This is a genomic window from Arthrobacter sp. SAFR-044 (assembly GCF_059414985.1).
Genome location: NZ_JBPFDN010000015.1, coordinates 74,112 through 97,209, shown reverse-complemented (window position 1 = coordinate 97,209; position 23,098 = coordinate 74,112). Strand labels below are relative to the sequence as shown.

Below are 23,098 nucleotides of genomic sequence, written 5' to 3'. Positions count from 1 at the left end.
CGCCGGAACAATCATTGAGGTCGAGGCCCCAACCACACGGTTGGGGCCTCCCACATTTAACAAACAAAACACCACACGCGCCGGCCGTTTCAACAGCACGCCCCGCCAGATTCTGCCCGCTTTCCTCCGACGCGCCATCTCCTCCTGCCCGGTTACCTGAGACGCCCCACCAGATCCCGCCCCCAGCCCACAGGACATGATGGCGCGTCTGGGGGGTGAGTGCAGGACGTGATGGGGCGTTGGGGGAGAAGGTGCAGGACGTGATGGGGCGTTGGGGGAGAATGTGCAGGACGTGATGGGGCGTTGGTTGTGAAGATGGCCACGATCCCGGTCCCAGGGCCTGCACTGTTCGGGGGGGTTTGGTGGCTCCACTAGAATTGATGAAGATGTACGGACTTCGAAGCGCTTGATTTCGGGTTGCGTAGGAAACGAAACGAGCGGCTGCAGTTGCGCCAGTGGTCGGCTCACAACAGGAGGAATCCACATGGCCGAGCATAACGGTGGCAACCGAGGCAACGACCGGGGCGCGTTCCGCGGCAACAACAACTCCGGCGGTGAGCCCCGCGGATTCCGGTCCCGGTCCGATCGCGATGGCAACAGCTTCTCCCGCGGCGGCGGTGCCGGCGGTGGCGAGCGGAAGCCTTTTAGTGATCGTGACCGCAAGCCGTTTGGCGACCGTCCCCGTCGCGATGGCGAGGGTGACCGGGGCGGTTTTGGCGGCGGTGCCGGCGGTGGCGAGCGGAAGCCTTTTGGTGATCGTGACCGTAAGCCGTTTGGTGACCGTCCGCGCGGCGATGGTGAGGGTGACCGCCGTGGTTTTGCTGGCGGTGATCGTGACCGTAAGCCGTTTGGTGACCGTCCGCGCCGCGACGGTGAAGGTGACCGTCGCGGTTTTGGCGGCGGTGCCGGCGGCGGCGAGCGGAAGCCTTTTGGTGACCGTGACCGTAAGCCGTTTGGTGACCGTCCGCGCCGCGATGGCGAGGGTGACCGCCGTGGTTTTACGGGCGGTGACCGTGACCGTAAGCCGTTTGGCGACCGTCCCCGTCGCGATGGCGAGGGTGACCGCCGTGGTTTTACGGGCGGTGACCGTGACCGTAAGCCGTTTGGCGACCGTCCGCGCCGCGACGGTGAGGGTGACCGTCGTGGTTTTGGTGGTGGCGACAACCGCAAACCGTTCGGGGACCGGCAGGACCGCGCACCCCGCAGCTTCGATCGCGGTGACTCCCGCGCTGATTCAGGCCGTGGTGGCGGCCCCCGCGGCTTTGGCCGCGATCGGCAGGAAGACCGTCCTGTCCGCGTGCCCAACGCCGCTGACCTCCGCAGCGCCAACCGCCCGGACCGGGAACGCTCGCCCGAGATCGATGAAGACGTCACGGGCAAGGAACTGGACCGCGCCACCCAGCACCAGATCAAGACCCTCGAAGCCAAGAGCTCGGAATGGGTGGCCCGCCACCTGGTGATGGCTGGCCGTCTCATCGATGACGAGCCGGAGCTTGCCTTCCAGCACGCCCTGGCAGCCAGCCGCCGTGGCGGCCGGCTCGCCGCTGTCCGTGAAGCCGTTGGCCTGACTGCCTACGCCGCCGGGCACTACGGTGAGGCGCTTCGCGAGTTCCGCACCTTCCGCCGCATCAGCGGTTCCAACGTCCACCTCCCCGTCATGGCGGACTGCGAGCGTGGACTGGGACGCCCCGACCGCGCCCTGGATGTGGCGCGCTCGGAGGAAGCCCAGGACCTGGATGCTCCCGGGAAGGTGGAACTGGCAATCGTCGCGGCCGGCGCGCGCACCGACCTGGGCCAGCTGGACGCGGCAGTAGCCGAACTTGAAATCCCGCAGCTGGACATGAACCGCGCGTTCTCCTACAGCCCGCGACTCTTCCGCGCCTACGCCGACGCGCTGGCTGCGGTAGGACGCGAAGACGAGTCGCAGAAGTGGAGCCGGCAGGCCGTCGTGGCAGAAAATGCCCTGGGCCTGGGCGCCGACGAGGAACCCGAGATCATCGACCTCGGCTGGGATGAGGAAGAGGAAGCCCGGGAAGAGGCAGAACGCCGCAGGATGCTGGACCAGGCCTCCAAGGGCGCTGGGGCCGAAACGCCCGCAGCAGGTCCCACGGAGGCATCGGCCGGAAGTGCCCGCGCAGCCGAGGCGAAGTCCTCACAGGACAGCAGCATCGACGACCAGGATGCCGACTACTTCGTTTCCGACGACGCAGAATCGGACCAGGACTCGGCGGAACACGACGAGCTCGACTCCGTGCCCGCCGACGACGCCGATGCTGACAATGCCAGCGCAGACGATGCCGACGCGGACAACGCAGAAGCCCAGGACAACGCAGGCATTGAGCACGACCAAGACCGCCGGGAAGACTGACCACAGATGAGCGATGTTTCCCTGGTTTCCCGCTTCGATGCACTTCTCGCCGACCTGGACGGCGTGGTCTACGCCGGGCCCAACGCCATTCCCGGAGCTGTTGAATCGCTGAAGCAGCTTTCCGGGCTAGGCATAGGCCTTGGCTATGTCACCAACAACGCCTCCCGGTCGCCGGCAGAAGTGGCAGCACATCTGCGTGAGCTTGGTGCACCGGCGGAGGACAACCAGGTGGTCAGCTCCTCCCAGGCGGCGGCCGAGCTGCTCGCCTCGATGCTGGCACCCGGGTCCAAAATCCTGATTACCGGCAGCCCGGCGCTGGCCCGGGAAATTGAGCTGGTGGGCCTGGTGCCGGTAGCCGGACAGGATGAGGACCCGGTCGCCGTGGTCCAGGGTTTCAGCCCCGCCATTGGGTGGAAGGACCTGGCGGAAGCCACCTATGTGGTGAACGCCGGCGCCCTCTGGGTGGCCACCAACACGGACATGTCCATTCCCCAGGCGCGCGGCATCGCTCCCGGCAACGGCACCCTGGTGGCCGCCGTCGCTGCAGCCACCGGCCAGCAGCCGAAAGTTGCGGGCAAACCGGAAGCGCCGCTGTTCCATTCGGCTGCCAAGCGGCTTGGCGCCGGCCGACCCCTGGTGGTGGGAGACCGGCTGGATACGGACATCCTTGGCGGCAATAATGCCGGCTTCGCCACCGTGGCTGTCCTGACCGGCGTCGACACGCGCGAGACCATCCTGGCAGCCCGCTCCGCCGAACGTCCCGGTTACATCATCGAAAACCTTGCGGACCTGCACCGGCCGTACCCGGAGGTCACGCACGACGACGGCACCTACACGTGCGGGCAGTCAACGGCGCGCGTGGCCAACGGAGCAGTGGGCATCATTGGCAGGCAGGACGACCTGAACGCTTGGCGCGCGGCGTGCGCGGCTTGGTGGGCGGAGACGCCCGACGCCCCAGCGGCACAGGCACCCAAGCTCGTGTGGCTGGATCACTAGACTGGTTCAATGACTGAGCTGACCGAACCGGACGACTCGACAGCCCAGCCCGCCCCGGAGTGGCCGCACGCGGCCATGCGGGACCGCGGGCAGGAGACCACCGATCCACAGGTGGCCCGCGCCATGGCCAGGCTCCTCGACATCCCCGGCCTCCCGACCGCGGACCACGAAACCGTCTACAACGAACTCCACGATGAACTGCTGGCCGCCCTCAACAGCGATCCCATCGACCAGGTCCGGGCGGCAACCGACCGAGCCGGCGGGGCCGCCTGATGCCGGTACGCCTCGACCAGGCATTGGTGGCCCGCGGCCTGGCGAGGTCGCGGACCCACGCGGCCTCGCTTATCGCCGAGGGCAAGGTCACCTCCGCCGGCCAGGTGCTGGCCAAAGCCTCCCTGCAGGTTGATGACAGCCGTGACCTGGCCGTCGAACTTGATGACCAGGACACCTACGCCAGCCGCGCCGGCCACAAGCTGGGCGGCGCCCTCGACGCCTTCCCGGACGTTTCGGTCCAAGGCAAAAGGTGCCTTGACGCCGGTGCCTCTACCGGCGGCTTCACGGACGTCCTGCTGAGGCGCGGTGCCGCGCACGTGGTGGCGGTCGACGTCGGACACGGCCAGCTGGTGCCGCACCTCCGCAACGACCCGCGGGTGGACGTCCATGAGGGCATGAACGTCAGGTACATGGCACCGGCCGACATCGGCGGCCCCGCCGCCCTGACCGTGGCCGACCTGTCCTTCATCTCCCTCACCCTCGTGGTGCAGCCGCTGGCTGACTGCACCGAGCCAGGCGGCGACCTGGTGCTCATGGTCAAGCCACAATTCGAGATCGGCAAGGACCGCCTGGGCCGCACGGGCGTCGTTACGTCGGAGCGCGAGCGGCGGATGGCCGTGGAAAAGGTGGCCAGGGCAGCGCTCGACGCCGGCCTGGACCTGTGCGGCCTGGCGGCGAGTCCGCTGCCGGGACAGGACGGAAACGTCGAATACTTCCTGTGGATAAAACGCAGGATCACCCAAGACTTGCCTAAGATCGAAGAGCGAGAGGCAGCAGCCGCTGCCTTGCTCGGACGAATCTGGCAGAACCACTAGAGAGCGGAACCTGATGAGCAGGCGTGTACTGGTCCTTGCCCACACCGGCCGCGAGGAGTCACTGAAGGCCGCCTGGGAAGCCTGCGCCCTGCTGCATGCCTCAGGCATGGTCCCGGTGATGCAGGAGTCCGAGCTGGGGGACATGGAACGGTTCTTCGGGCACCTGGCCCAGCCGGTGGAGGTGCTCCACGACCATGTCCAGCTGCCCGACGTCGAACTCGTGATGGTCCTCGGCGGCGACGGCACCATCCTGCGGGCCGCTGAACTGGTCCGCGAGGTGGACGTGCCGCTGCTGGGCGTCAACCTTGGCCATGTGGGCTTCCTGGCGGAAAGCGAGCGGGCCGACCTTGCCCAGACCGTCGAATGGATTGCCAGCCGGGAGTACACCGTTGAAGAGCGGATGACCATCGATGTCCAGGTCTGGGTGCGCGGCCAGAAGATTTGGCACACCTGGGCTTTAAACGAGGCCGCCATCGAGAAAGCCAACCGCGAACGGATGCTGGAAGTCGTCACCGAGGTGGACGAGCGGCCCCTGACGTCCTTCGGCTCCGACGGCATCGTGCTGGCCACCCCCACCGGGTCAACGGCCTACGCGTTCTCCGCCGGTGGACCGGTGGTGTGGCCCGAGGTGGAGGCGTTGGTCATCGTGCCCATCAGTGCCCACGCGCTCTTTGCCAAGCCCCTCGTCGTGTCGCCCCGGTCCAGGCTTGCTGTTGAGGTGCTGGGCCGGACCGACGCCCAGGGGGTGCTGTGGTGCGACGGCCGGCGCTCCGTGGACTTGCCGCCCGGCGCACGCGTGGAAGTGACCAAATCGGCCACCCCGGTCCGCCTTGCCCGCACCCACCAGACCCCCTTCTCGGCCCGCCTGGTCCGCAAGTTCGAGCTGCCCATCCACGGCTGGCGCGGCCCGGTTCCCAAGTCGGATGCCGTGCACACGGGTCCCATCCCCATTGTGCGCACGCCACGGCCCATGCCGCCGCTGCCGGTACCGCATGCGGAGAACCCCGGCAGCGATCCCGATCCGTCGACTGCGAAGTGAAGCCATGCTTGAAGAACTGAGAATCCGCGACCTGGGCGTCATCACCGACGCGACGCTTCCGCTCGGCCCCGGACTGAGCGTGGTGACCGGCGAAACCGGTGCCGGCAAGACCATGGTGGTCACCGCCGTCGGACTGCTGCTGGGCGCCCGATCCGACGCCGGCGCCGTCCGGAGCGGCGCCAAGAGTGCCACGGCGGAAGCGGTGCTCAAACTCGACGCCGGACACCCGGCCATTGCCCGTGCCCTTGACGCCGGTGCCGAAGCCGAGGAGTTCGACGGCGGCGCGGAGCTCATCCTGGCCCGCCGCCTGGGTGCCGACGGCCGCAGCCGCGCTTTCCTGGGCGGCCGTGCCGCCCCGGTGGGCGTCCTGGCCGAGATCGGCGAATCCCTTGTGGTGGTGCACGGCCAGTCGGACCAGATCCGGCTCAAAAGCGCCACGGCCCAGCGGGAAGCCCTGGACAAGTTCGCCGGGGACAACCTGGCCGGACCGCTGGGTGCGTACCAGGAGCTGTACAGCCGGTGGAAGGCCAGCCAGGCAGAACTGGACAGCCTGCGGAGCGCCGCCCGGGACAGGCTCCGCGAAGCCGAATCCCTGGAGGCAGCCCTCGCGGAAATCGACGAGGTGGACCCGCAGCCGGGGGAGGACGAGCTGCTGAAGGCTGAGGCCGTCAAGCTCGCCAATGTGGAGGAACTGCGGATCGCCGCCAGCACGGCACACCAGGCCCTCATTGCCGAAGATTTCGGTGAAACCGGTGACGCCACCACACTGGTGGATGCCGCCAAACGCACGCTGGAGCACGTGGCGGAGCACGACGCCGAACTTGGGTCCGCGGCCGCCCGGCTTGCAGAGGTGGGGTTCCTGCTCAACGACATTGCCACCGAACTGGCCAGCTACCAGGCGGGCCTGGATTCGGAGGGCCCGGAGCGGCTCGCGGAGATCGAGGACCGGCGGGCAGCGCTGGCCAAACTGGTCCGCAAGTACGCGCCCACCATTGACGAGGTGCTGGAGTGGGCGGAGAAGGCACGCGTCCGGTTCGACGAGCTCCAGGACGACTCCTCCCGCATCGAGGCGCTGGACGCGGAGGTGGTCCGCGCCGAAGCGGAACTGAAGAAGCAGTCCGCGGCCATCAGCAAGATCCGGGGCAAAGCCGCCAAGGACCTTTCTGCCCGTGTCAGCGCCGAACTGAAAGCCCTTGCCATGGCTGACGCCACCCTGGTGATCAACCTGGAGGCCGCCGGCCAGCTGGGCCCGCACGGAGCGGACGAGATCAGCTTCCTGCTGCAGCCGCACTCCGGAGCCCCGGCCCGGCCGCTGGGCAAAGGGGCGTCCGGTGGTGAATTGTCCCGGGTGATGCTCGCCATCGAAGTGGTGCTCGCCGCCGTCGACCCCGTCCCCACGTTTGTGTTCGACGAGGTCGATGCCGGCGTGGGCGGACGCGCCGCCGTCGAGATCGGCCGCCGGCTGGCCATGCTGGCGCGCCACGTTCAGGTGTTGGTGGTCACGCACCTTCCCCAGGTGGCCGCCTTTGCCGACCAGCACATCACTGTGACCAAAACGTCCGTCAGGGGAGCCGACGGCGGCACGGCCACCGGATTCACTTCCAGTGACGTCCGGCTCCTTGACGGGCCGGAACGCGTGCGTGAGCTCGCCCGCATGCTGGCCGGCCAGGAGGACTCCGAGTCCGCACAGGCGCACGCCCAGGAACTGCTGGATGACGCCAAACTCCTGCCACAACGGGCCTGACGGGACAACCACGGGAAGGCTCAATTGATGATAGGCTCGAATTCCGTGGTGCAGCGATCAAATTCCCGTGTAAATTCCCGGTTCCCGGGCTCCTCCAAGATGACCAAGCACATCTTCGTCACCGGCGGCGTGGCGTCCTCGCTCGGCAAGGGACTGACGGCCTCCAGCCTCGGTCACCTGCTCCGGGCACGCGGCCTGTCCGTCACGATGCAGAAGCTCGATCCCTACCTGAACGTGGATCCGGGCACGATGAACCCCTTCCAGCACGGTGAGGTCTTCGTCACCGACGACGGCGCCGAGACGGACCTGGACATCGGGCACTACGAGCGCTTCCTCGACGAGAACCTTGAGGGTTCGGCGAACGTGACCACCGGCCAGGTGTACTCCACGGTGATCGCCAAGGAACGGCGCGGCGAATACTTGGGTGACACCGTCCAGGTCATCCCGCACATCACGGACGAAATCAAGCGCCGCATGCGGCTGCCTGCTGAAGGCAAGAACGCCCCCGACGTCATCATCACCGAAATCGGCGGCACCGTTGGCGACATCGAATCCCAGCCGTTCCTCGAATCGGCCCGCCAGGTCCGCCAGGACGTGGGCCGCGGCAACGTCTTCTTCGTCCACGTGTCACTGGTCCCGTACATCGGACCGTCGCAGGAACTGAAGACCAAGCCCACCCAGCACTCGGTGGCAGCCCTGCGCTCCATCGGTATCCAGCCCGAAGCCATCGTCATCCGGTCCGACCGCGAGATCCCGGAAGCCATGCGCGCCAAGATCGGCCGCATGTGCGACGTCGACCTCGAAGCCGTCATCGGCTGCCCGGATGCCCCCAGCATCTACGACATCCCCAAGACCCTGCACGCCCAGGGCCTGGACTCCTACATCGTCCGTGCCCTGGACCTGCCGTTCAAGGACGTGGACTGGACCAGCTGGGACCGTCTCCTGGAGGCCGTCCACAACCCCAAGCACCAGGTGGAAATTGCCCTGGTGGGCAAGTACATCGACCTTCCGGATGCCTACCTCTCGGTGACCGAAGCCCTGCGTGCCGGCGGCTTCGCCAACGAAACCAAGGTCAAAATTCGGTGGGTCCCGTCCGACGAGTGCGAGACCCGTGAGGGTGCCATTAAGGCGCTCGACGGCGTGGACGCCATCTGCGTGCCGGGCGGCTTCGGCATCCGCGGCCTTGAAGGCAAGCTGGGCGCCCTGAAGTTCGCCCGCGAGACCAAGCTGCCCGTGCTGGGCCTGTGCCTTGGCCTGCAGTGCATGGTCATCGAGTACGCCCGCAACGTGGTGGGCATGGAGGGTGCTTCCTCGAGCGAGTTCGAGCCGGATTCGAAGTACCCGGTCATCGCCACCATGGAAGAGCAGCTGGAGTTCGTTGAAGGCCGCGGCGACCTGGGCGGCACCATGCGCCTGGGCCTCTACGAAGCCAAGCTCGACGAGGGCTCGGTCATCGCCGGCACCTACGGCAAGACCACCGTCAGCGAACGCCACCGGCACCGCTACGAGGTCAACAACAAGTACCGCCAGCAGATTGCCGACAAGGGCCTGGTGTTTTCGGGCACCTCCCCGGACGGCAAGCTCGTCGAATTCGTTGAGCTGCCCGCCGACGTCCACCCGTACTACGTGGCCACGCAGGCGCACCCCGAGCTGAGCTCCCGGCCCACCCGCCCGCACCCGTTGTTCGCCGGGCTGGTCAAGGCTGCCCTGGACCACCAGGGCAACGGACACCAGGACGCCAACCACCAGGGCGCTGCCGACACGGCTGCGCCCGCGGCGGGGGAGCCTGCAGCATCGGGTACCGTTACCGCTAAGTAGTCAATAGAACAAAAAGGACGGCGCGATGCCTGGTACACCTGAAGCCACCCCTGCCAAACAGGTTTCGGATGCACCAAGCCCGCGCCGTCTTTTGTCCACGGAGAAGGTCTACCAGGGCCGGATCTGGGACGTCGTCAGTGACACCTTCCAGCTCTCCGAGTCCGGCGACGCCCTCACGCGTGACTACATCGACCACCCGGGCGCTGTCGCCGTCCTGCCCATGAACGGCGAAGGCCAGATCCTGCTGCTGAAGCAGTACCGGCACCCCGTGGGCATGGACCTTTGGGAAGTCCCCGCCGGCCTGCTGGACGTCGAAGGCGAAGACTTCCTGGTGGGGGCGGCGCGGGAACTCGCCGAGGAAGCGGACCTGGCCGCCGGGACCTGGAACGTCCTGGCCGATGTCTTCAATTCCCCCGGATCCTCCAGCGAGGCCATCCGCATCTACCTGGCCCGCGACCTCACCGAGGTGCCGCATCACGAGCGCCACGAGCGGACGGACGAGGAAGCGGAGATCGAGTTCCACTGGATCAGCCTGGACGATGCCGTGGCCTCCGTACTGGCAGGCCGCCTGCACAACCCGTCCGCCGTCGTCGGGATCCTTGCCGCCGCTGCCGCACGGGCCGGCAACTATGAAGGTCTTCGTCCCGCCGACGCCCCCTGGCCCGCGCACCCCAGCCAGCGGTGATGGGTCCCGGTCCCTCGGCTGAAGCGCCCCCGGTCGCTGAACCGGCCCCCAACGCTGAAACTGCGAACCCTGCAGCGGCTGCCACCGCCCCGGCTATACCGGCCGCGATCGACCGCGGAATCACTGACTACCTCCAGCACGTGGGCGTGGAACGGGGCCTGGCCGTGAACACCCTGGCAGCTTACCGGCGGGACCTCGCACGCTACGCCCGCTACCTCGCCGCCGCCGGGTGCAAGCGCCCCGGGGAGATCACGAGGCATCACGTCACAGGGTACGTCCGTGCCCTGTCGGACGGATCCGATGGCGGCTCCGCCCTGGGCGTGCGTTCCGCGGCACGGACGGTTGTGGCCGTACGGGGACTCCACAAGTTCTGGGCCCTGGAGGGGTTCACGCCAACGGATCCGGCCAGCGAAGTGCACCCGCCGATGGCCGGCAAGCGGCTGCCCAAAGCCATCAGCGTTGACGAGGTGACCCGCATCCTCGAAGCGGCGGGAACTGACACCGCCACGGGACTGCGGGACCGCGCCCTGCTTGAATTCCTCTACTCCACCGGCGCCAGGATCAGCGAAGCCGTTGGGCTGGACGTTGACGATATATCCCTGGCGGAGCCGGAGTCCGGGCCCGCCATTGTCCGCCTGTTCGGCAAGGGATCGAAGGAACGCCTGGTGCCACTTGGCTCATACGGGGCACGGGCACTGGATGCCTACCTGGTCCGTGGGCGCCCGCTGCTTGCCGCCAAAGGGAAGGGCACGCCGGCGCTGTTCCTCAATGCCCGCGGCGGCAGGATCAGCCGGCAGAGTGCCTGGACCATCCTGAAGGCGGCGGCGGAGAAGGCCAACATCACCCGTGATGTCTCGCCGCACACCCTGCGGCATTCCTTTGCTACCCACCTGCTGGAAGGCGGGGCGGACGTACGGGTGGTGCAGGAACTGCTGGGCCACGCCTCCGTGACCACCACGCAGGTGTACACACTGGTCACTGCCGACACACTCCGCGAGATCTACGCCGCGGCGCATCCCCGGGCATTGGGCTGAACACGGTCCTGACACCGGGCCTTGGGTCGATTCCCACGATAATTTTCCCGCTGCTGTAAGAATCAGCGCTGCCCGGGACACTTAGTCTTCAGGAAGAAGTCATCACGTGTCCGGGGGAAATACTATGTTGGCAGCGGACGAGCAGGCATTCATCGATCTGCATTCCCGGCATTCGGGGCGGGTCTACCGGTACATCGCCTGCCGCATCAGCGACACGGGCCGGGCCGAGGAGCTGGCGGCCGATGTGTTCCGGATTGCCTGGCAGAAGCAACTTCCGGAACCACCCGGCATCGGCTGGCTGCTCGCAACGGCCCGGCATGTGCTCGGCAACGAGTACAAGGGCCGTCGCCGCCGCCAGGAACTTCTCGACCGGTTGCAGGACGAGGCACGCAGCAAGGTCCCGCAGGAGGAGACCGGGGAACAGTCCGCGGTAGCGGACGTACTTGGCCGCCTTCGGGAACGGGACCGCGAGATCCTCATGCTCTGTTACTGGGATGACCTGACCATCTCCGAACTTGCCCAGGCCTTTGAATGTTCCGCCTCAACGGCTGCCGTGCGGCTGCACCGTGCACGCCGGGCGTTCGCCAAAGCTGCACCAGCCCAGCTCATGACCGAACGGAAGGACTAGCCATGGATCGGATCGAGCAGTTGATGAAGGCAGCCAAGCCCCGGCCCACGGCACCGAATGAGGTGGCCGGAGGCGACGCGGCCCACGGGTTGGGGCCCATCGTGGAAACGGAAGTCATCCACCTGGCCGCCCGGGCACCGGAACGCCGAACCCAGCGGGGACGGACAGCCGTCCGCACAGCTGCTGCGACAGTGCTCGCTGCGGCAGCTGTGGCCGGCGCCGTATACGTGGGCGGAACCATGGCACAGAGGCCCATGCCCGGCCCCGCCGTGGCGCCCTTGGAGCCAGCCGGAAGCCCTGCTTCGGCCAGCCCGTCGGCCACACCGCCGGCCAGTGGAAAACCCACAGCCACCGCGCCATCCTCCACCGCACAACCGGGAAACCCCGCCGCCGGTGGCCTGAGCACCGGCGGGGTGCCCTGCACCATGGACAACGTGGACCTGCAGCGAAGTGACCAGCAGCGCATTATCTTCCCGATCCCCGCCGACCAACAGCATCTCTACACCGTCCTGGGTTGTGCCGGCGGTTGGCTGGCCTTCTCCATCTCGGATGAGGGAGCCAAAGCCCTCCAACTCGATGGCGGCAACGCCTGGTACCAGATTGCCAGGCTGCAGGACAGCCGGTTCCTTTGCGATTTCCGCCAGCAGACCGCCAGCGTCCTGAACTGGGAGTTCCAGGCGCTCAACAACCAGGGCCTCACACCCCAGGAAGCGATGGACCGGGACTTTGCCACCAAGGGGCTGCCGGTGGAGCTCCGGCAGCAACTGGTTGGCGAGGGCCCGTCCGGCGGATAGCTTCAGGGCCCGCTGGCAGCTATAGGGTTGTGCACATGAAATCCTCCCAGGTGACCCTCTGCTTCCTGCTCCGCGACGGGGAGAACGGGGCCGAAGTCCTCCTGGGGCTCAAGCAAACGGGGTTCGGCAAAGGCAAGATCGTGGGCATCGGCGGCCATGTGGAACCGGGGGAGACCGACGCGCAGGCAGTCGTCCGGGAAGTCCTGGAAGAAACCGGCGTGGTGCTCCGGGTGGAGGACCTGGCCGACGCCGGTGCCGTGCACTTCGTCTTCCCGGCGCGGCCGGACTGGGACATGCAGACCACGCTGTTCACTGCCCGTATTTGGGAGGGCGAACCGGAACCCAGCGACGAGATCCTGCCCGAGTGGTTCCCGGTGGATACCCTGCCTGTGGACCGCATGTGGCAGGACGCCGACCACTGGCTGCCGGTGGTGCTGGAGGGCCGGAGGGTCAACGTGGTGGTCACCATGCACACCGACAACGAGACCGTCGCTTCGTCCCATAGCCTCCTCGGCCAGGGCGGCCAAACGCCAGGGGGTTAAACGCCGACGGCGGAACAGGCACCAAGGCGCCCGCCCGCCGTCTGACGTTCCTGCCAAACGCTAGGCCAGGTGCCGTTCCTCCACACCGTTGTATTCGCTCAGTGGCCGGATCAACGAATTGGCATCCAGTTGCTCCATGATATGCGCGGTCCAGCCCGTGATGCGGCTGGCCACGAACAGCGGAGTGAACGTGGGCGTATCGAAACCCATGAGGTGGTACGTGGGCCCGGCGGGGTAGTCCAGGTTCGGCTTGATGGCCTTCGCCTCGTCCATCGCAGTTTCCAGGCCGTTGTACAGCCCCAGCAGCTCGGGGCGGCCGTAGTGGGCGATCATCTTGTCCAGGGCAGCCTTCATGGTGGGAACCCGGGAATCGCCGTGCTTGTACACACGGTGGCCGAAGCCCATGACCTTCTTCTTCTGCGCCAGGGCATCCTCCATCCACGCCTTCGCCCGCGCCGCAGCCTCCTCGAGGGACTCCTCCTGCCGGATGCCGATCTCGTCGAACGTGTGCATGACGGCCTCGTTCGCCCCGCCGTGCAGCGGACCCTTCAGTGCCCCGATGGCTCCGGTCACCGCCGAGTGCAGGTCCGAGAGCGTCGACGTGATGACGCGGGCGGTAAACGTTGACGCGTTGAAGGAGTGCTCGGCGTAGAGGATCATCGAGACGTTGAAAGCCTCCACCACCTCGGGCACCTGTTCCTCGCCGAAGGCCATCCACAGGAAGTTCGCCGAATAGCCCAGGTCATCGCGGGGCTCCACGAGTTCCTGGCCGTGCCGGCGGCGCTGGTCATAGGCGACGACGGCCGGCATCGCGGCGAACAGGTCCACGGCCTTGGCCATGTTGGCATCCCGCGAGGAGTCCTCGGCCAGCGGGTGCCGGGCACCCATCACCGAGGCCGCAGTCCTGCAGACATCCATCGGGTGCGAGGTCACCGGCAAGGCGTCGATGACCTGCTTCACCACGGGGTCAAGGGCACGTCCGGCGCGCTCCCGCGCGGTGAACTCCGCCAGCTGCTCTTTTGTGGGCAGTTCGCCGTTCCAGAGCAGGTAGGCCACTTCTTCGAAGCTGCACCGGGCGGCCAGTTCCTGGACGGGGTAGCCACGGTAGAGCAGGGAGTTGGTGTCAGGGTTGACCTTGGAGACGGCGGTGTAGTCCACCACGACGCCGGCGAGGCCCTTTTTGATCTCATTTTCAGCCATTGCTGAAACTCCTTTGTTCCTAAAGCCTGTGTTCCTGAAGCCGGTGTCCTCAAAGCCTTGTTCCAAAGGCCTTGTCCGGCAGTTGCCGGCGTCCGGTGTGGTGCAGGGGCGGGATGTCAGGTTCCGGGAATCCGGAAATTGAACACCCCGGTGTCAAAGTGGTTGTAGGCCTCATAGTCAACGAGGTCGTAGAGCCTGGCACGGGTCAGCATGCTGGGAACCTGTGCCTCCTGGGTGCCGTCGGATTTGATCGATTCCAGAGTACGCTCAGCAGCCCCCATGGCACTACGGAGCAGCGTCACCGGGTAGATGACCATGTTGACGCCCACTCCCGCCAGTTCATCCACCGTGAAGAGCGCGCTCTTGCCGAACTCGGTCATGTTGGCCAGGATCGGCACGTCCACCGCGTCCCGGATGGCCTTGAACTCGCTGAGGTCCTTCATGGCTTCGGGGAAGATCGCGTCGGCGCCGGCTTCAACCAGGGCTTTGGCACGCTGCTGCGCCGCCTCCAGTCCATCGGTGGCACGGACGTCGGTGCGGGCCATGATGAGGAAGTTCGGGTCCCGGCGGGCATCAGCTGCGGCACGGATCCGCTTGGTGGCAGTGTCCAGGTCCACCACGTTCTTTCCGTCCAGGTGGCCGCAGCGCTTCGGGTTGAACTGGTCCTCGATGTGGCAGCCGGCCAGGCCGGCATTCTCCAGCTCCTGCACGGTGCGGGCCACGTTCATGGGTTCACCGAAGCCGGTGTCGGCGTCGACGATCGAGGGCAGGTCCGTCATGCGCGCGATCTGGCCCGCCCGGGTGGCCACTTCGGTCAGCGTGGTCAGGCCGATGTCCGGCAGGCCCAGGTCGTTGGCCAGGACGGCGCCGGAGATGTACACCCCGGCGAAGCCCTTTTCCTCAATGAGCCGGGCGGACAGCGGGTTGAACGCGCCCGGGAACTGCTGGATGGTACCGGAGGACAGCAGCTCCCGGAAACGGATCCGCTTCTGCTCCGGGGTGGTCTTCGAATACAGCATCAGAAGAGTCCCTTCGGTGCCGCTGCCAGGTCGATGACCCCGGGCGCGGCGGTGATGTTGAGCTGGTCCAGCTCGCCGGCGGCGAGCTCGGGGAGGCGTTCGACGGCGGCGAGGAACCTTTCGATCTCGGCCTCCTCCACCAGCCCCGCGGCGAGGGTGCGGAACTTGTTGATGTACTGTTCCCGGGCGAACGGCCGGGCGCCGAGGGGGTGGGCGTCGGCGACGGCGATCTGGTCCATGATGACGGTGCCGTCCTTGAGCGTGATCTCCACGGAACCGCCGAAGGCCTTCTCGGCAATGTCGAGGGAGTGGTAGCGCCGGGTCCATTCCGGATCCTCCACCGTGGTGACCTTGTGCCACAGCTCCACGGTGTCCGGGCGTGCAGCGCGTGCCGGTGCGTAGGAGTCCACGTGGTGCCAGGCGCCGTCCTGCAGCGCGACGGTGAAGATGTACGGGATGGAGTGGTCAAGCGTTTCCCGGGACGCGGTGGGGCTGTACTTCTGGGGATCGTTGGCGCCGGAGCCGATCACGTAGTGGGTGTGGTGGCTGGTCTTGATCAGGACTGATTCGACGTTGGCCGGGTCGGTCACCTCGGGGTGTTCGCGGTGCAGCTTGCGGGCGAGGTCGATCCAGGCCTGGGCCTGGTATTCGGCCGAGTGTTCCTTGGTGTAGGTGTCCATGATGGCTCGCTTGGCTTCGCCGGGCGTGGGGAGCGGGACCAGGTAGGAAGCGTCCGGGCCGTCGAGCATCCAGGCGATGACGCCGTCTTCGCCTTCGTAGATCGGCACCGGTGAGGTCTGGCCGCGCATGGCCCGGTCCGCGGATTCGATGGCCATCTTGCCCGCGAACGCAGGGGCGTGGGCCTTCCAGGTGGAGATCTCGCCCTTGCGGGACTGCCTGGTGGCGGTGGTGGTGTGCAGTGCCTGCCCCACCGACTGGAAGATGGTCTCGACGTCGAGGCCCAGCAGGGTGCCGATCCCGGCGGCAGCCGAGGGGCCAAGGTGCGCGACGTGGTCGATCTTGTGCTTGTGCAGGCAGATGGCCTTGACCAGGTTCACCTGGATCTCGTAGCCGGTGGCGATGCCGCGGACCAGGTCGTGGCCGCTGGAGCCAACGTGCTGGGCGACGGCAAGGATCGGGGGAATGTTGTCGCCGGGGTGGGAATACTCGGCGGCGAGGAAGGTGTCGTGGTAGTCGAGTTCCCGCACGGCCACGCCATTGGCCCAGGCAGCCCATTCCGGCGCCACGCGCTCCTCGATGCCGAACACCTTGGAACCCTTGCCGCCGGTGCTGGGTCCGTGGGTGAGCGCCTGCGCCCGGGCCGCGACGATCGGTGCCCGGTTCAGGGAAGCGATGGCCACCGAGGCGTTGTCGATGACGCGGTTGATGACCATGTCGGTCACTTCGTCGGAGACGGCTACAGGATCGGCCGCAACCTGGGCGATCTTGTACGCGAGCTGGTCCTCGCGGGGCAGGTTCTCTTCGCTCTTATAGACGCGGACGTGGTGTTCCTTAACCATGGTGCTCCTTCGGGTGGGATGCGTGGGTTGCTTTGACGTGGGAGAGGCTTCGGTGCAGGTGGAGGACGGTGGCCGCCTCGGCGAGCTTCGGGTTGCCGGCCGCAATGGCCTCCGCGATGGCGGCATGTTCGGCGGCCGCGGCTGTGAGGCGGCAGGCGTCGTCCGCAGCCAGCCGGCGGATCCGGACCAGGTGCACCCGCAGGCTTCGCATGGCCTGGGCCAGGTAGGAGTTGGAAATGGCGGCGTCGATGGCTGTGTCCAGCCTGCCCACCAGTTCGTAGTAGTCGTGCAGGGCTGGGTCCTCGCCGCTGACCAGTTGGGGAGCATTGAGGAGTTCGCGCTGCAGGCGCTCGAACGTGGCTGCGTCGCCGCGCCGGGCGGCTAACGCGGCAGCCTTGCCCTCCAGCGTTTCGCGCAGTTCGAACAGTTCGTCGATGTCCTCGAGGGAGATGTCTGTGACGACGACGCCGCGGCCGCCCGCCGTCGTCAGCCCTTCCGCCGTCAGGCGGCCCAGTGCTTCGCGAAGCGGCGTGCGCGAGACGCCCAGGCGTTCGGACTGCTCCACTTCGGCCAGCACCGTGCCGGGGGCCAGGCGCCATTCAATGATGTCGTCCCGCAGGGCCGCGTAGGCCTTGTCGCTGGCGCGCATAGTGTCCTCCTTCCTCGGTGACAGCATCAGTGTATACACAGATGCTGCCTGAATGCAGTAGAAGCGGGGAAATCTTCCTTGGCATCAAGGTTTTGTATACATGACCCTTGTGGCGAGCGTCCCTCGGCCGCTACCATGAGCTGCATCACAACGTCGTGGACGGGATACCCTCATGGTCACCAACAGCTACCGGGACAGCTATCAGCGCAGCATTGAACAGCCTGAAGATTTCTGGCTGGAGGCAGCGCAAAAGATCTCCTGGACCACTCCACCGGGACGGGCCCTGGACTCCAGCCGGGCGCCGCTTTACGGCTGGTTCCCCGACGGCATCCTGAACACCTGCTACAACGCGCTGGACCGGCACGTCGCCGAGGGCCGCGGTGGGCAGGATGCCCTGATCCATGACTCCGCCATGCTGGGAACGCAGCGGCGCTACACCTACGCCGAGCTGACCGACCTCGTGGCCCGCTTTGCCGGTGTGCTTCGCAGCAACGGCGTAGGCAAGGGCGACCGGGTGGTGATTTACATGCCCATGATCCCGGAAGCGGCTATTGCCATGCTGGCCACTGCCCGGCTTGGCGCGGTCCACTCGGTGGTCTTTGGCGGTTTCGCGCCCAAGGAGCTCGCCGCGCGCATCCGCGATGCCGCCCCCGCCGCGGTGGTCACTGCCTCCGGCGGAATCGAACCGGCCCGCCGCATCGAGTACCTCCCGGCGGTTGCGGAGGCCCTCGGGCTGGCCGGCGCGCCGGACATTCCCGTGCTGGTCAAAGCGCGCGACGGGTTCGCATCCGCCGCCGCGGACCATGCGGGCTGGCTGGACTGGGACTCGGCCATGGCGTCGGCCGAACCCGTGGCCCCTGTCGCCGTGCAGGCCACGGACCCGCTGTACATCCTTTACACCTCCGGAACCACGGGCGCGCCCAAAGGTGTGGTGCGGGACAATGGCGGGCACGCCGTCGCCCTGCGCTGGACCCTGGAGAACATCTACGGCATCGGTCCCGGCGACGTCATGTGGACTGCCTCAGATGTTGGCTGGGTGGTGGGGCACTCGTATATCGTCTACGGTCCGCTGCTGGCCGGAGCCACCACCGTGATGTATGAGGGCAAACCGGTGGGCACGCCGGATGCCGGGGCGTTCTGGCGTGTAGTCCAGGACCACCGGGTCAACGTGCTGTTCACCGCTCCCACTGCACTGCGCGCCATCCGCAAGGCTGATCCGGAGGCATCGCTGCTGGGAGGCTACGACGTCTCCAGCCTGCGGACGCTGTTCGCCGCCGGTGAGCGGCTGGACACGGACACGTTCCACTGGGCATCCCGGGTTTTGGGGGTGCCGGTGGTGGACCACTGGTGGCAGACCGAGACGGGCTGGGCTATTTGCGCCAATCCCCGTGGCTTGGAGCCGCTGCCCATCAAGGCGGGCTCACCGAGCGTTCCCATGCCCGGGTTCCGGCTGCGGATCCTCGACGGCGCGGGCGGGGAAGTGGAGCCCGGAACCGAAGGCAACATCGTGCTGGAACTGCCCCTGCCGCCGGGGACCCTCACCACCCTGTGGGGCAACGACGAACGCTTCATCTCGTCCTACCTGCAGGCCTTCGAGGGCTGCTACGCCACGGGTGATTCGGGATACCGCGATGACGACGGGTACCTGTTCGTCATGGGCCGCACCGACGACATCATCAATGTTGCCGGCCACCGGCTGTCCACCGGCGCCATGGAACAGGTGATCGGCCAGCATCCCGCCGTCGCCGAGTGCGCCGTGATCGGACTCGCCGACCCCCTTAAGGGCCAGCGTCCCAGTGGCTACGTGGTGCTCAAATCCGGCGTCGACATCCCCGAGGACGTCCTGGCCAAGGACCTGGTGGCACTGGTCCGGCGGGACATCGGCGCGGTTGCGGACTTCAAGCACGTGACGGTGGTGGACGCCTTGCCCAAGACCCGGTCCGGAAAAATCCTCCGCAAGACCATGCGCCAGATCGCGGACGGCGAGGAGTATACGGTGCCCTCCACCATCGAGGATCCCGGGGTTATCGAGCAGCTGATCGGCGCCCTTCGGGTGGGCGGGGCGGAAGCCCGCTGACCCGCCAGGCATGCAGCCTGGGGCGGGTCAGCGCGCGTTCCAGCGGTACTCGTTTTCCGGCCTCCCCGGGGTGCCATAGCGCGCGGTCCGGGAAACCGTGCCGGCGTCCGCTAGGTATTCCAGATAACGCCGCGCCGTCACCCGGGACATTCCCAGGGCATCCATGACCTCGGTGGCGGACACTGCTTCGGGCTGCCGGCGGAGGAACTCCTGGACCGAGCCGAGCGTCGAGGTGGAGAGGCCCTTGGGGAGCGGCAGCTCGGACGGCGCCCGGAGGCTGGCGAAAGCCTGGTCCACCTCGCTTTGCGAAGCGCCACCCTTGCCGGGGCCGCCGGGTGAACCTGCCAGCTGCTGGCGGAACTGGCGGTAGTTTTCCAGCTTGTCCGAGAAGGTGGCGAACGTGAACGGCTTGATCAGGTACTGGACCACGCCGATGGCAACGGCGCTGCGGACAATCGCCAGCTCGCGCACGGCGGTGATGGCGACGATGTCCGCGAGGATCCCGGCCGAACGCATGCGCCGGGCGATGTCCAGGCCGTGCAGGTCGGGCAGGTTCATGTCCAGCAGGACCAGTTCCACCGGCTCGCCCGCAGCCACGAATTCGTTGAGGAGCCGCAGGGCGGACTGCCCGTCGGGCGCGGTCCCCGCGAGTTCAAATCCTTCCAGCCGCCCCACGTACGCGGCGTGGGCGGCCGAGGCGACGGCCTCGTCTTCGACGACGAGGACCCGGATGTTGCTCACTGTCTATGCTCCTTCTCCACGGGCACCGCCGCAGGAAGGAATACTTCGAACTTCGCGCCGCGCCGGCCGTTAATGGCCAGCGTACCGCCCAAACGCTGCACGGCCTGCCGGACCAGCGCCAGGCCGATTCCCCGGCCCCCGGTCCCCGCAGGCTTGGTGCTGAATCCGTGCCTGAGGATTTTTTCCGAATCCGCGGGGTCGATGGGCGCCCCGGAATCGTTGACGGCGATGTCCAGTCCTTCCTCGTCCAACTCCAGCGTCAGATCCACCCGCCGCGGAGGAGGTGCATCCGCGGCGGCGTCGATGGCGTTGTCCAACAGGTTCCCCAGGATCGTCACCAGGTCCTGGACAGCCACCCCGGCTGCCGCGCCGGAGCCGAGGGTGGAGAAATCCAGCTGGACGCCGCGTTCGTGGGCCTCGGCCACCTTGCCCATGACCAGGGCCCCCACCACGGGTTCATCGATCGAGCTCACCATGTCGTCAGTGAGCTGCTGGCTCAGGGCCAGGTCCTGGGTGGCAAAATCGAGGGCTTCGCCTGTCCGGCCGAGTTCCAGGAGCGAGACCATGGTGTGGAGCCGGTTGGCGTGTTCGTGGGTCTGGGCACGCAGCGCATCAGAGAGGGTCCGCATGGTCTGCAGCTCATTGCCAAGGGCCTCGATCTCCGTCCGGTCCCGGAGCGTGGCCACTGTTCCGTATACGGGCACCTTTCCGCGCGACCCGGGGGACTCGGGGCCCCTTGCCGGCCCCTGATTAACGACCAGCACGCGGGATCCGGTCAGCACCATCTCGTCCTTGGTGGTGCGTCCGGATTCAAACAGGCTGCGCAGTTCGCTGTCCAAGGGGAGGTCTGCCAGCGACGGGGGCCGGGTGGGATCGTTGCTGCCGGTTTCGGCCAGGCCCAGCAGTTCGGCGGCCTGGTCGTTGTACATCACCACCCGCTTCCTGGCATCGATGAGGATCAGTCCTTCGCGGACCGAGTGCAGGACCGATTCGTAGTAGGTGAACAGCTGTGCCAGCTGTTCGGGCCCCCAACCGCGCGTCACCCGGCGGAGATACCTGCCCAGCAGCCACGACGCAAGGGACCCGCCCACCAGCAGGGCTATGCCCACGGCGAGCAGGACCGGCAGGCGGCCGGTGAAGGCCACATCGACGCTGCGGACGGTGACGCCCGCTGCCACCAGCGCCTTGACGGTCCCTTGGGCGTCCTTGACCGGAACGATGGTGCGGACGGAGGGGCCAAGGGTGCCCGCGGTGACTTCGGTGAATGCCCTGCCCTGCAATGCGGCGTCGATGGAGCCGATGTACGGGCGGCCCAGTTCTTCGTCCCGTGGGTGCGTCCAGCGGGTCCGGTCAGGCGCCATGATGGTGATGAAATCGATATGGGCGGCGCTGGTGACGTCTTTTGCGTAAGGCTGCAGCAGGGCGGACGGGTCCGGAGTGGCGGCAGCCTGCAGCACCAGGGGATTGGCGGCAATGGAGGCGGCCACCCCTTCCATCCGGCGGCCGGCTTCGTCATACGTCCGGTCCCGGGCGTCCACATAGGCGGCAGTCCCCACGATGGCGATGAAGGAAACGACGATCAGCAGGTTCGCCAGGAAGAGCCGGCGGGCGATGCTCCAGCGGTGGATCATGCAAACCTCCAAGGGACCCCTGCGGATGCCGCGACCAATATGAACGCAACGGTGAGCTGTATCACGGAGTGCCCAATGATGGATATCACATTGCACGGACGTGTTGAGCCCAGAATCTGCGCCGCAGCGTCTATCAGAATATCCACAAGGAGACACATCATGGCTTCTCAACGAGGAGAGTCGCTCGAGACCGCGACCCCGCGGCGCAAGGGACTGGACAAGTCCCACTACCTCTACATCGCCGTTATCGCCGCCGTCATCCTTGGCGCGGTGGTAGGCCTGCTCTTCCCGGAGGTGGGCAAGTCCCTCAAGCCCCTGGGCGACGGCTTCGTCAAGCTCATCAAGATGATGATCGCACCAGTCATCTTCTGCACCATCGTCCTGGGCATCGGCTCCATTGCCAAAGCAGCCACCGTCGGGAAGGTGGGTGGCCTGGCACTGGGCTACTTCATCGTCATGTCCACCTTCGCCCTGGCCATTGGCCTGGTGGTGGGCAACATCATCCACCCGGGCGAAGGCCTGAAGCTGACGCCTTACGACCCCAACAAGAAGGCGGCCACGGACAGCACCGTGGACTTCCTGCTGGGCATCATTCCCGGTGACGTTCCCGTCCTGCCCACCCTGCTGGCCGCCATCCTGGTTGGCTTTGCGCTCCAGAAGATGGGCGCCCAGGGCGCACCGATCCTCAAGGCCATCGGGTACGGCCAGGCGCTGGTGTTCCGCATCCTCATCATGATCATGTGGCTCGCCCCGGTAGGCGCCTTCGGTGCCATCGCCGCCGTCGTCGGTGCAACCGGCTTCCAGGCCATCGTGAGCATGTTCACCCTGATGATCGCCTTCTACATCACCTGCGCACTGTTCATCGTGGTGATCCTGGGCGGCCTCCTCCAGGTGGTAGCCGGCGTGAACATCTTCAAGCTGATGAAGTACCTGGCCCGTGAATACCTCATCATCTTCTCCACCTCCTCCTCCGAAGCGGCGCTGCCCCGCCTGATCGCCAAGATGGAACACCTCGGCGTCTCCAAGCCGGTCGTCGGTGTCACCGTTCCCACCGGCTACTCCTTCAACCTGGACGGAACCGCCATCTACCTGACCATGGCGTCCCTCTTCGTGGCCAACGCCATGGGAACCCCGCTGGACCTGGGCGCCCAGGTCTCCCTGCTGGTCTTCATGATCATCGCCTCCAAGGGCGCCGCCGGCGTGACCGGCGCCGGCCTGGCAACCCTGGCGGCAGGCCTGCAGGCACACCGTCCCGAGCTGCTGGGCGGCGTGGGCATGATCGTAGGCATCGACCGCTTCATGTCCGAGGCCCGCGCCCTGACCAACTTCACCGGAAACGCCGTGGCGACGGTCCTGGTGGGGACCTGGGTCAAGGAGATCGACGGCGGCCAGGTGGGCCGGGTGCTCTCCGGCGAAGAACCCTTCGACGAGGCAACCATGATGGTTCACCACCACGGCGAGATGGCTCCCAAGGAAGAGGGCGCACGCGAGGCCGCAAAGGCCTAGCCTCCACCCGCATAACTCA

At 66.9% G+C, this 23,098-nt stretch carries 20 protein-coding genes; 14 read left to right on the top strand and 6 right to left on the bottom strand.

Translation table 11 applies throughout. The annotated features are described in order from the left end of the window. Window positions 1-484: 484 nt before the first annotated feature. The 12 genes from ACR65J_RS18905 (at window position 485) to ACR65J_RS18850 (ending at window position 12,736) form a co-directional block, all read left to right on the top strand. Window positions 485-2,368, top strand: a complete 1,884-nt coding sequence (locus ACR65J_RS18905) for a tetratricopeptide repeat protein (protein ID WP_440171947.1) — start codon at window positions 485-487, stop codon at window positions 2,366-2,368. A gap of 6 nt (window positions 2,369-2,374) precedes the next feature. After that, window positions 2,375-3,364 (top strand): HAD-IIA family hydrolase, encoded by a 990-nt coding sequence (locus ACR65J_RS18900; RefSeq protein ID WP_440171945.1) that lies wholly within the window; start codon window positions 2,375-2,377, stop codon window positions 3,362-3,364. Window positions 3,365-3,373: 9 nt separating this feature from the next. Further along, window positions 3,374-3,637 (top strand): hypothetical protein, encoded by a 264-nt coding sequence (locus ACR65J_RS18895; RefSeq protein WP_440171943.1) that lies wholly within the window; start codon window positions 3,374-3,376, stop codon window positions 3,635-3,637. Then, window positions 3,637-4,452 carry a TlyA family RNA methyltransferase gene (locus tag ACR65J_RS18890; RefSeq protein WP_440171941.1) on the top strand — a complete coding sequence of 272 codons (816 nt, stop codon included), beginning with the start codon at window positions 3,637-3,639 and terminating at the stop codon, window positions 4,450-4,452. The genes ACR65J_RS18895 and ACR65J_RS18890 overlap by 1 nt, the downstream gene beginning before the upstream one ends. A gap of 13 nt (window positions 4,453-4,465) precedes the next feature. Continuing rightward, window positions 4,466-5,491, top strand: a complete 1,026-nt coding sequence (locus ACR65J_RS18885) for an NAD kinase (protein ID WP_159632284.1) — start codon at window positions 4,466-4,468, stop codon at window positions 5,489-5,491. 4 nt (window positions 5,492-5,495) lie between these two features. Further along, entirely contained in the window at window positions 5,496-7,235 is a 1,740-nt protein-coding gene (recN, locus tag ACR65J_RS18880; RefSeq protein WP_440171938.1) for a DNA repair protein RecN, read from the top strand. A 27-nt stretch (window positions 7,236-7,262) separates the two neighbouring features. Beyond that, the gene (pyrG, locus tag ACR65J_RS18875; protein ID WP_440171936.1) at window positions 7,263-9,053 is read left to right on the top strand and encodes a CTP synthase; all 1,791 of its coding nucleotides are present in this window, start codon (window positions 7,263-7,265) and stop codon (window positions 9,051-9,053) included. A gap of 25 nt (window positions 9,054-9,078) precedes the next feature. After that, window positions 9,079-9,738, top strand: a complete 660-nt coding sequence (locus ACR65J_RS18870) for an NUDIX domain-containing protein (protein ID WP_440171934.1) — start codon at window positions 9,079-9,081, stop codon at window positions 9,736-9,738. Next, on the top strand, window positions 9,738-10,772 hold the full coding sequence (xerD, locus tag ACR65J_RS18865; protein WP_440171932.1) for a site-specific tyrosine recombinase XerD: 1,035 nt from the start codon (window positions 9,738-9,740) through the stop codon (window positions 10,770-10,772). The genes ACR65J_RS18870 and xerD overlap by 1 nt, the downstream gene beginning before the upstream one ends. Window positions 10,773-10,896: 124 nt before the next feature. After that, window positions 10,897-11,400, top strand: a complete 504-nt coding sequence (locus tag ACR65J_RS18860) for an RNA polymerase sigma factor (protein WP_440171930.1) — start codon at window positions 10,897-10,899, stop codon at window positions 11,398-11,400. A 2-nt stretch (window positions 11,401-11,402) separates the two neighbouring features. After that, window positions 11,403-12,194, top strand: coding sequence for a hypothetical protein (locus ACR65J_RS18855; RefSeq protein WP_440171928.1), 792 nt, complete (start codon window positions 11,403-11,405; stop codon window positions 12,192-12,194). A 35-nt stretch (window positions 12,195-12,229) separates the two neighbouring features. After that, entirely contained in the window at window positions 12,230-12,736 is a 507-nt protein-coding gene (locus ACR65J_RS18850) for an 8-oxo-dGTP diphosphatase (protein ID WP_440171926.1), read from the top strand. A 60-nt stretch (window positions 12,737-12,796) separates the two neighbouring features. On the opposite strand, the gene ACR65J_RS18845 is transcribed toward ACR65J_RS18850, so the two are convergent. From ACR65J_RS18845 to ACR65J_RS18830, 4 genes are all read right to left on the bottom strand, one after another. After that, window positions 12,797-13,936 (bottom strand): bifunctional 2-methylcitrate synthase/citrate synthase, encoded by a 1,140-nt coding sequence (locus tag ACR65J_RS18845; protein WP_440171925.1) that lies wholly within the window; start codon window positions 13,934-13,936, stop codon window positions 12,797-12,799. Window positions 13,937-14,052: 116 nt separating this feature from the next. Next, the gene (gene prpB, locus ACR65J_RS18840; RefSeq protein ID WP_440171923.1) at window positions 14,053-14,955 is read right to left on the bottom strand and encodes a methylisocitrate lyase; all 903 of its coding nucleotides are present in this window, start codon (window positions 14,953-14,955) and stop codon (window positions 14,053-14,055) included. Then, a complete protein-coding gene (locus tag ACR65J_RS18835; protein ID WP_440171921.1) occupies window positions 14,955-16,475 on the bottom strand; it encodes an MmgE/PrpD family protein in 1,521 nt (506 codons plus the stop codon). The genes prpB and ACR65J_RS18835 overlap by 1 nt, the downstream gene beginning before the upstream one ends. Continuing rightward, window positions 16,468-17,124, bottom strand: coding sequence for a GntR family transcriptional regulator (locus tag ACR65J_RS18830; protein WP_440171919.1), 657 nt, complete (start codon window positions 17,122-17,124; stop codon window positions 16,468-16,470). The genes ACR65J_RS18835 and ACR65J_RS18830 overlap by 8 nt, the downstream gene beginning before the upstream one ends. A 172-nt stretch (window positions 17,125-17,296) precedes the next feature. Here ACR65J_RS18830 and ACR65J_RS18825 point away from each other — a divergent pair, with 172 nt between their 5' ends. Next, a complete protein-coding gene (locus ACR65J_RS18825) occupies window positions 17,297-19,201 on the top strand; it encodes a propionyl-CoA synthetase (RefSeq protein ID WP_440171917.1) in 1,905 nt (634 codons plus the stop codon). 27 nt (window positions 19,202-19,228) lie between these two features. Here ACR65J_RS18825 and ACR65J_RS18820 read toward each other — a convergent pair whose 3' ends face one another. Then, on the bottom strand, window positions 19,229-19,942 hold the full coding sequence (locus tag ACR65J_RS18820) for a response regulator (protein ID WP_440171915.1): 714 nt from the start codon (window positions 19,940-19,942) through the stop codon (window positions 19,229-19,231). Then, window positions 19,939-21,573: a sensor histidine kinase gene (locus tag ACR65J_RS18815; protein ID WP_440171913.1), complete on the bottom strand. Its 1,635-nt coding sequence runs from the start codon at window positions 21,571-21,573 to the stop codon at window positions 19,939-19,941. Before ACR65J_RS18815 ends, ACR65J_RS18820 begins: the two co-directional genes overlap by 4 nt. Window positions 21,574-21,732: 159 nt before the next feature. On the opposite strand from ACR65J_RS18815, the gene ACR65J_RS18810 reads away from it, so the two are divergent. Further along, the gene (locus ACR65J_RS18810; RefSeq protein ID WP_440171911.1) at window positions 21,733-23,079 is read left to right on the top strand and encodes a cation:dicarboxylate symporter family transporter; all 1,347 of its coding nucleotides are present in this window, start codon (window positions 21,733-21,735) and stop codon (window positions 23,077-23,079) included. The last annotated feature ends 19 nt before the right edge of the window (window positions 23,080-23,098 follow it).